The following is a 2,029-nucleotide window of genomic DNA, read 5'->3' on the forward strand; positions in this document are numbered from 1 at the left end:
CGTGCTTAATATTGGTTCTATTAATGCTTGGGGAGGGGAACCCAATTTATTGGCCTATAGCATTTCTAAAGGAGCGTTGATGACCATGACCAGAAATTTGGGTGATAGCCTGTTCCGGGAATATGGGGTACGGGTTAATCAGATTAATCCTGGTTGGGTGCTTACGGAAAAGGAGATTTTAAATAAAAAAGAACAGGGAATGAAGAGCGATTGGTACCAGGATATCCCCGTTTTTTTTGCCCCTGCTGGACGAATTTTCACTCCCGAAGAGATTGCCACGGCATGTTTGTACTGGCTTTCGGACGAATGTGGACCGGTAAGTTCGCAAGTCATGGATTTGGAACAGTTCCCGATGATAGGGCGGAATTTGCCCAAGAGTTGGAAAGGGTCGCATTGAGGAGGAGTATTAAGTAGTTAGTACAAAGTATTGAGATATGAGTAGTGAGTATTGAGAAAGGTTCAGTAATCAGTCGTCAGTACCTCCCCCGCTGAAGTGCGGGACTACCGGCCAATATGACTTTTTGTAACTTTATTGAATAACAAAGAGAGACCCTCACAGACCTTAAACAACACTGGTGCTAAAAAGCCCCTTCGTCAGTATAGGCGTGCGTGCTCTTAACATACCGACTGGAGGCCTAGACCCCTTATGATAGCTTATGCTTCATTAAGGCACGCTGGAGGATCCCTCTTATAAAATAATTTATTATGGCAAAGTTACTAAATTCTATGGCAGCAGGGATAGATATTTCCTCGAGGGACCACTATGTGGCCGTTCCTAAAGAATGCGCTACTAAGGTCAGAGTCTTTCAAAGCTTTACCGCCGACCTTCATCGATTGGCCCAATGGCTTTGCTCACTAGGTATTAAAACTGTGGCTATGGAATCCACAGGAGTTTACTGGTTCCATTTGTACACAATACTATTAGATTATGGACTCGAAGTCTATCTGGTCAATGCAAAAGCCGTCAAACATGTCCCCGGACGCAAAAGCGATATAAGCGATGCCCAGTGGTTGCAGCACCTACACGCCTGTGGCTTGCTAAACCCGTGCTTTCAACCAGATAACCTGACCCGTAGCCTGCGTTGCTACGTACGCGAGCGAAAAAACCTCATAAAAGAAATGTCACGGCAGACTCAACGTATGCAGAAAGCCCTGGAACAGATGAATATAAAATTGGCTAATGTCATCAACGATATTACAGGCAAGACCGGTCGCTCGATTATCGAATCCATCCTCGCTGGTGAGCGTGATCCCAAAGTATTGGTACAACACCGAGACAGACGAATCAAGGCGAGTAAGCAGGTCTTGCTAAAGAGCCTTGAAGGTAATTGGCGAGAGGAACAAATCTTCTGTCTGCAACAATCCTATAAACATTACCAATTTCTTGAAAACCGACTCAAGGACTGCGACCTTGCAACAGAAAAGGCATTAGAACGCCTAGATAAAGACCCCGGTGCTACCAAATCCATAAAAGGCAACAAGACACGCAAGAATCAACCCGACTTCAACGTTACCCAATACCTTTACGATGTCCTCGGTGTGGACGTAACCAAGATATGGGGGTTGAAGGACATAACCGCATTAACTTTGCTTTCTGAGACAGGGCCGTGCCTCAAACAAAAATTTCCGACCGAAAAACAGTTCCTCTCATGGCTCAACGTCGTGCCCAACAATAAGATTACAGGAGGCAAAATGATCTCTAGCAGGGTGCCGAAAAAAAAGAACCGTGCCGGTCAGGCATTAAGAGAAGCTGCGAACGGGCTATGGAACGCGAAAAACCCATTTGGTGATTACTTGCGAAAGAAAAAAACAAGATCTGGCTCAGGACATGCCATTGTGGGTACCGCAAGAAAAATAGCATCCGTGTATTACAAGCTCGTAACAGAAAAAGAGGAGTTCAGGCCAGATATCATGGAAGGAGCACAAGAGAAATATTGGCGAAAAAAACTTGTATCTTTGGAAAAAGCAAAAGAAAAAATAGAAGCTCAACTAGCTACATACCAGCTAAATACAAATCTAGTCATATGAT

Annotated in this window: 2 protein-coding genes; both read left to right on the plus strand. The window is 44.6% G+C overall.

The features are described from left to right. On the plus strand, nucleotides 1-397 hold a 397-nt coding region (locus F1E73_RS16750), incomplete at its 5' end, for an SDR family oxidoreductase (protein WP_150452627.1). 308 nt (nucleotides 398-705) lie between these two features. Further along, entirely contained in the window at nucleotides 706-2,028 is a 1,323-nt protein-coding gene (locus F1E73_RS16755) for an IS110 family RNA-guided transposase (RefSeq protein WP_150452628.1), read from the plus strand. Nucleotide 2,029: the final 1 nt, after the last annotated feature.

It is taken from the genome of Arenibacter lacus, assembly GCF_008711145.1.
Lineage (GTDB): Bacteria > Bacteroidota > Bacteroidia > Flavobacteriales > Flavobacteriaceae > Arenibacter > Arenibacter amylolyticus.